This window comes from Dellaglioa algida DSM 15638 (genome assembly GCF_001434695.1).
Lineage (GTDB): Bacteria > Bacillota > Bacilli > Lactobacillales > Lactobacillaceae > Dellaglioa > Dellaglioa algida.
This window is the reverse complement of the sequence record NZ_AZDI01000018.1, coordinates 1-7014: the sequence shown is the minus strand read 5'-3', so window position 1 is coordinate 7014 and position 7014 is coordinate 1. Positions and strand designations below refer to the sequence as shown.

Here is a 7014-nt window from a genome sequence, read left to right as displayed (position 1 = left end):
TGTCTTCTTGCTTATCTTCTAGACTGTTTAACCAACTTTTTATTAATGTTTGTTCTTTGTCAGATAATACTATTGTATTTTTTCCGGATATTTTTTTCCAATTTCCGATAGATAAATTTTGTTTCTTTTTTTCATAACTGATTTTGTTTTGTAAATACTTTTTACTAATACCTAATTCGTCCGCCAGCTCTTTTATTGTTTTTAATTCTTCACTCATGATAAATCCTGCCTTTTAACTGTTGGTAAGTACTGCTCAATTGCTTTTTTGAGATACTTCGCTACATTACGTTTAGAATAGGCTTCTTGTTTGCTGGCAACATAAGACAAGTGGTCTTTGACACCATTTAGCCCTCTTAATTCTTTCAGTTCGTCATAAAGCGGATAAACATTCTTCTGTAAGCCTACCATTGTGGCTGTATCCATAATATCATTCATGCCAATTAAGAAATTTTCAGATAAAAGTCTTGTATATTTACTTTCCATTGCCTGTTTTAGTAAGTCCGCTTCATTTCTTGATTTTTGCTTTTTATCGGCTTGATAGTCTTTATCTCCCAACTTGTAACTATTATCGTCAGCACAACGTTTCTTCTCGATATGAAAGACTATGCTATCAATCGAACGCCCTTTCTTTCTCACTTAAGATTTGTATGAACTGGTTTTCAATCATTTGTTCCGAATGACTCATTTGATCCCCTCTCATTTCCATAGTTGCCACCATTTTTTAGATTCTGTTTTTACCGGCTCTTTTTCTTTTGCCTTGTTTCGTTCTTCTTCTGATAACTTCAATTGAGCTTTCAGTCGTTCAATTTCTTCCTGCGCCTCACCCCTTATCGACGAGCCATCTTTCATATCCTCCTGAGGCATTTTAAGAGCTTTCAATTCATTGATTTCTGATTTATACTCTTCTAGTAATTTTTTATCCTGTAAGGCTAGACGTTGTTGCTGGTCTAATAGCTTATGAAGCTCTTTTTTTTCTGATTGGAGTTCGGACACTAGATTCCTTAAAAATAAAATCTCTTCATTCCCCTCTGGATTGCCATCAACTGAATTATTCACGTTGTCGTCAACAAAAACTTTTTGTTGACGTTTTTTAGTTGACGTTTTGTTAAAAAAAGCATTCTTAATAACTTTTTGACCATCAACGTCAACGTAAACGGTATTTCCTTTTTTTGACGTAAATTGACGTAAATCTATTGACGATTCTTTTTTTATTTTTTGCCATACAGCTTGCTTTGAAACACCTATTTCATCCGCAATTTCTTTTATGGTTTTTAAATTTTCACTCATGGATTTCTCCTTTACCTCGAACACTTGCACGTTCTGGTTGTTCAAGGTCTTGTAATTTTACAGTTGGTAAGTATTGATCAATCGCCTTTTTAAGATACTTCGCAATGTTCCCTTTAGAGTAAGGCTCTTGCTTATCATGAACATACGATAGGTGTTTTTTTACTCCCTCAAACCCTCTTAATTCCTTTAACTCGTCATAAAGCGGATAGACGTTCTTTTGCAAACCTGCCATAAGTGCCGTGTCCGTCATTTCAAGAGGGGATAAGAGAAAGTTTTCAATCAATAATCGTGTGTACTTGCTTTCCATTGCCTGCTTAACTAGAACAGCTTCGCTTTGTTCTTTTTGCTTTTTATCTACTTGAAAAGCCGTATCTTCCAACTTGTAGCTGTTATCGTCCGCTCGGCGTTTCTTCTCAATATGAAAAACAATAGAATCAATCGAACGTCCTTTTTTGACTTTCTCATAAGACACGTTAAAGGACGTATGGGCGTTGATTTCTTCAATGGCATTTTTTAATACACGGTTTTCAAAACTTTGAAAACGTGTATATTCATTAATCGTATCAGTGATTTCTCGCAACTCTTTCACTGTGATTGAGGGGTTGCGGTAGGCTTCCACTTGCTCGGCTCTCCGTCCACCTTTAACACTATAATGCTCGTACTGGCTATAATTCATAGCTAACCAACGATATAAGATAAGACTGTACTTGCTATTAAGTTCTTTCAATTCAGAGATTTTATACTGTGTAAATTCTGCCTTTAAATTAATCAGATAAGGCATAATAAATTGATTAAATTGTATCATTACATCGTCACTGTAGCTGTTCCATTTAACAGTTGGTATTGGGACGATACTTGTCATTTCATACCCTTTATTTTTTTCTTCTTTAATTTGAAAAAAAGCTTGTTTCTGCATATACTCAATCGCTTCTTTAAAACGAGTATGTTTACTTGCTGAAGATACATCAAAAAAAGAAAATAATTCTTTTTTTGAAAGATAGATTATATTATCTTTGGGCGGATTTTCTGTATCAATGCAAGACACGGCTAATTCAAACATTTTTAAAGCGGTCTTTTGCATTTTAGCGATTGAAGTAATCAAGCTATTATGCTCGACCACTTTACGTTTTTCGATTTCATTCAAGGTATACACCTGCTTTTGATTTTCTGATATAATAGACATAGAAAAACTCCTTTGTGAGTGTTTTGTGATTAAGCATAGAGAAGTGATTTAGACGTCAATTTTCTCTATGCTTTCATTATACAAATATATAGCAACTTAATCAAGTTTTTGTTGCTATATACATCGTTTTTTGTTGCTATATACATCGTTTTTTGTTGCTATATACATCGTTTTTTGTTGCTATAAAAATCTGTCCTTCCTTGCTACCACTGACTTTTTTTTCACGCAAAAGAACAAAAGATTAAAATATATAAGATAAATGTAATATAGGCTTCGCTTTTTTTATTTTTTTCAAAAATTTAAAATCAAAGGTCAAAATCATCCAAAAAAAGAAACAGACTGCTCAAGTTTTATATTGAGCAGTCTGTTCCTTTAAATCGTGTTTATACGTGTTTATAGATCTTCTGTTTTAATTTCGTAATAGCCCTCGTAATAATAACTCGCATCAATTCCTTTAAAGAATTGTTCTTTTCCTAAATCATCAGTTAAAGCCTTTTGAATCAAATATTTTAATTCATTGGTGCTGACTGTACTACGGATCATGGCATTTAAATATTCATCCTTATCAATTTGATTCCAATCGACGATTTTGTGTAGTTTATTTTTAAGAATTAAATCCAACCAGATACGAGTGGCTCGTCCATTGCCTTCCCTAAAAGGATGCGCCACATTCATATCCGAGTACTTATCAATAATTTCATCAAATGTTTCTTGAGGTAATTTATCAATATATTCAAGTGTTTGCGCTAAAAAAATACGTGGCGCAAATTGAAAGTTTCCTTTCGCAATATTCACTTCTCGAATTTTTCCTGCAAAGTCGTAAATATCTTGGAATAAAAACTGATGAATATCAGATAAGCCTTGAAACGTCCCAATTTCCAGATCCTCTATTTTGCCAGACTCAAACAATTCTTTGGCTCTTTTTTTCGTTAATAACTCTTCTTGTTTAGCTAATTCTGCTGAATTTGTTAAGCCTAATTTATTTTCTAAAACCACAGGATTACCTCACTCTCTATTTTTTCGGAAAGATTCTTTTAAAGATTTTTGGACGTTGATCAAACCATGTTGAAGCGGTATACATTAATCGAAAACTGCCATAGATGCCAGCACCGATTAAACCAAAACCACCTAATCCAAGAACGACTGCCCCATAAGGATGTTTAGGCTGTATTTCCATCACTGTGTCATACAAAATATGCAAACCCCAACCATCCCAGATACCTTTATAAATCCATCGTCCGATGAGAATACCGACAACTAAGAAACAGAACAGGCAGACAATGTTCGCAATCAGAATACCGTAACGTTCGACAATCTCACGTTTGCGATCTGCTTTTATCTGCTCTTTTTGTTCATTCAGTTCTTTTTTCAAAGCGAGTAATGCTTGTTTTTCAACTTGAATGTCTTTCAGTATGGTCGCTTTTAAGTTTTCTGCCTCTAAACGATGGAGTTGTTCTTGAATGGCAGACTCAATTTTTTGATTCGCAACAGCTTCTATTTTTTCTTGGTAGTCCCGAAAGTCTTTATTAACTTCTTGACGGACTAAGCGGTCTAGTTCTGGAACGTTACTGAAATCAATTTTGCCATTTTTATAAGCATTTAATACTTGAACAACGAGTTGTTCATCTTTATTCATCGACTCATCCCCCGATCATGATCTTTTGTTGGCTTCTTTTCGGACTGTACGTCTCTATTCGCTTGTTTTTCTAGGCTTTTCTGTTGTTCTTGCTCGTAATTTTTCATGTCCTTTGAAAAGCGACGTTCAAAATCCTCGAGGATTTTCTCTTTTGTTTGCTTTAATTTTCTTGTAACGCGTTGAGTAAGTTCTGGTACTCGTCCTGCAAGCTGTTTGATTGTGTCAATAAATCGATTAATTTTTGATTCTCGCTTGAGAGCTTCTGATTTTCTTGGTTCAATTGCTTGTTCAAGGCTAACAATTTCTGATTCTCTTTGTTGAGTGTCTCGCTCAAGCGGAGTAATCGCTGGTTCTCGTTGTTCAACAGCTCTAAATTCGTTTTGTCTTGCTCGGTTTTCCAACTCATGTAAAATGGTCTCCCTTCCAAAATCAGAACCCAATCGGGTCTCTCGTGCTCGTCTTTGCTTATTATTGGCGTCTAAAAAGGCGTATGAGAACGTTTGGCCTCTTTCTGATAGAATTACACCATTATCGGATAAACGCTCTTTAAACGTCTCATATGAGCTCACAGAGACATCTTGAAGCGATTTATTGATTCTTTCTCTCAAATCATCCATGTAAGAATACTCATTTTTGGCGATTAGTTCTTTTTCTGTCTCTGTTTGGCGCTCTTTTGGTGGCTCTAAAATGTGCCAGTTTTCTCGAGAAGCGAGTCGATCATTCATTTCTCGTGCTCGTTGAACGCTTTCTCCTTTTTGTTCTCTTAATTTCTTTCCTGTCTCTAAATTGACCTTATTGACAATGATGTGGTTGTGTAAGACGTGATTTTTTCCGTCTAAATGCGTATACACAGCACTTTGATGGTTAGGATAGAGATTTTCTGCTAACTCAACGCCTAAATCGTTGGCTTTTTGCCAGTCCTTTTGTACTTTCGGATTCAGTTCATCTAAGGCGAAAGATTGGGTAATACGCAAGACCTGATTGGATTCTTTGGTTTGGTTATGAAGTTGTCGAATGACATGAAATTGTTCTTTGGCGATAAAGGGATCAATCCCGTTGGTTCCACCCACGGCAACTGCCCGACAATTTGTCAGCTCCACAGGACGTTCCAATTGATGGTCTTGTAGCCACTGTTCAGTTTTTTCATGCATAGGTCTGTCTTGACCTAAAGCATAATTAAGGGCGCTCGCTGCACTTGCGCCATTGCTTATTTTTGCAATTGTTGCCATAACTCTTTATACCCCTTTTGAGCTTGAGCGAGTACTCCGTATGTATAGCGTAAAGCCTCGATCAGCTCTTTATCTTGGTTGTCCATCCGATCGAATTGATTGAGTTTCTTGGCGATTTGATTTAAATTGGTTCCTTGTTTTGAGAGTTCTAATAATAAAGATTTCGCTTGGTCATGTTCGAGATAAGGTTTTTTTAAATGAGATTTTTGTGCTAATTTTTTCGCATAAAGATTCGGAGAGAGTCCATATGTTTCTCCTGAAATTTTCAGCTTATTGTATTGTTCTTCAGATAATCTAAATTGAATGTACTTTGTTTGATTTTGTGATACTTCTTTCTGATCCATAAATAGCCTCCTCAAAGATAAAATGCCCCAGCGCTCATTCCTCAATCGCCCTTTGTCATTGATTTTGTAATAAGCATTGCGCCCTATTCGGTTACAATCATTATAACAAAATAGAAAATATAAACCCATAAATACTGCAAGCTATCACATTGTAATACAAAGCACTTCGTTCTTGTATTACAATGTGGCTTGAAAAGGGGGAAGTTTCACTTTCCCCTTTTATCCCCTTTGGATTGTGTCGATTTGCTTTACGCGAACGCCACCTACCCATTTTATAAAAATAAAATGGGCAAAAGATCTTTCTTTTTGTCATACAAAAAGAAGAAAAAAAAGAGACGATTTTCTTCTTCCGAAATCGTCCCTCTTTTTTCTAAAACCATGGATGAACGAACAAAAAATCTCTCGTATTTTGTTTGTTCATCCACTAAAAATATGCGAACAGTATGGCTTCATTCAATCCTGTTCTTACAAGTCAAAAGCATCGAATCGTCCTTGGACGATTCAACAAAAAAAGTAGTCGTTTTTGGACGACTACTAAGTTCTAAACATTCATTACCCAAAATCAATTTGGTCTAATATGTTCTCTCGACTTGCTTGGTCCAATCCAAGATATGTTAAAGTCATGGCTTCGCTTGAATGGTTTAATTGGTTCTGTTGCAAAGTTTTAAATCTACTATCAAATAAGGTAGAATAATAGAAAAAGATAGCTGAGGTTATAACGAAGATAATAGCCAACGGCTACAATAATCACATCTTTTTGAAATTGTTTGCCTTTAAAATGATCCATTTTCATTCCTCCAAGCTATCCTTTTACTCTAATTTACCCTAAAATAAACTTATCAGAAAAACTTTGCAACAGAACCGTCTAAGTCATACCCTGCCTTGATACAAATATTTAGTAATCGTCCATAGACCCTTGCTGACAATTCGTTGATTAATTCCACTTGATAGACTTCATCATAATTAATTTTCATATTTATCGCTCCTTACATTTTATATTTTACTTCCAAAATTGATACCACTTTCTAGGTGCTTCAATCGGCTGTTCTGAACCGTTGTTTACTTCTTGCGATTGTTTGTCTGTCTGTTCCTCTTTGGTGTCCTCTGATGGTATTTTAAGAGCTTTTAAGCTGTCATTCTCCGCCTTGTATTCTTCTAGCAACTTTTTATCTTGCAAGGCTAAACGCTGTTGCTGGTCTAAGAGGTTTTGAGTTTGTTGAATAATTTTTTTTAATTCCGAATTTGATGTTTGTTCTTTATCTAAGAATTTCTCTAAAACAGAAATTCTTTCTTTAAGATAGGATTTTTCTTTGTCTTCTTGCTTATCTTCTAGAC

General features: G+C 35.2%; 7 protein-coding genes and 3 pseudogenes. All 10 read right to left on the bottom strand.

Annotated elements, in window-relative coordinates:
* On the bottom strand, positions 1-217 hold a 217-nt coding region (locus FC66_RS07745), incomplete at its 3' end, for a helix-turn-helix domain-containing protein (protein ID WP_479427142.1).
* A pseudogene (locus FC66_RS07740) lies at positions 214-630 on the bottom strand (RepB protein); the annotation flags it as partial. The pseudogene FC66_RS07740 and the gene FC66_RS07745, both read right to left, overlap by 4 nt.
* A gap of 66 nt (positions 631-696) precedes the next feature.
* Complete coding sequence (locus tag FC66_RS07735; RefSeq protein WP_057974805.1) at positions 697-1287, bottom strand: RepB-like protein; 591 nt, start codon at positions 1285-1287, stop codon at positions 697-699.
* Positions 1280-2470: a RepB family plasmid replication initiator protein gene (locus FC66_RS07730; RefSeq protein ID WP_057974804.1), complete on the bottom strand. Its 1191-nt coding sequence runs from the start codon at positions 2468-2470 to the stop codon at positions 1280-1282. The genes FC66_RS07735 and FC66_RS07730 overlap by 8 nt, the downstream gene beginning before the upstream one ends.
* A 393-nt stretch (positions 2471-2863) precedes the next feature.
* Entirely contained in the window at positions 2864-3466 is a 603-nt protein-coding gene (gene fic, locus FC66_RS07725) for a protein adenylyltransferase Fic (protein WP_057974803.1), read from the bottom strand.
* 16 nt (positions 3467-3482) lie between these two features.
* Positions 3483-4106, bottom strand: a complete 624-nt coding sequence (locus FC66_RS07720) for a cell envelope integrity TolA family protein (protein ID WP_042219812.1) — start codon at positions 4104-4106, stop codon at positions 3483-3485.
* Positions 4103-5335 (bottom strand): relaxase/mobilization nuclease domain-containing protein, encoded by a 1233-nt coding sequence (locus FC66_RS07715; protein ID WP_057974802.1) that lies wholly within the window; start codon positions 5333-5335, stop codon positions 4103-4105. The genes FC66_RS07720 and FC66_RS07715 overlap by 4 nt, the downstream gene beginning before the upstream one ends.
* Entirely contained in the window at positions 5314-5679 is a 366-nt protein-coding gene (locus FC66_RS07710; RefSeq protein WP_003131442.1) for a plasmid mobilization protein, read from the bottom strand. Before FC66_RS07710 ends, FC66_RS07715 begins: the two co-directional genes overlap by 22 nt.
* Positions 5680-6382: 703 nt before the next feature.
* Positions 6383-6466 (bottom strand): annotated as a pseudogene (locus FC66_RS08020) (IS6 family transposase); the annotation flags it as partial.
* Positions 6467-6679: 213 nt separating this feature from the next.
* Positions 6680-7014 (bottom strand): annotated as a pseudogene (locus FC66_RS08045) (hypothetical protein); the annotation flags it as partial.

Bases quoted from the DNA above. Each gene is read 5' to 3' on its own strand.
- FC66_RS07715 (WP_057974802.1), bottom strand. From the start codon at position 5,335: ATGGCAACAATTGCAAAAATAAGCAATGGCGCAAGTGCAGCGAGCGCC.
- FC66_RS07730 (WP_057974804.1), bottom strand. From the start codon at position 2,470: ATGTCTATTATATCAGAAAATCAAAAGCAGGTGTATACCTTGAATGAA.
- FC66_RS07735 (WP_057974805.1), bottom strand. From the start codon at position 1,287: ATGAGTGAAAATTTAAAAACCATAAAAGAAATTGCGGATGAAATAGGT.
- FC66_RS07720 (WP_042219812.1), bottom strand. From the start codon at position 4,106: ATGAATAAAGATGAACAACTCGTTGTTCAAGTATTAAATGCTTATAAA.
- FC66_RS07710 (WP_003131442.1), bottom strand. From the start codon at position 5,679: ATGGATCAGAAAGAAGTATCACAAAATCAAACAAAGTACATTCAATTT.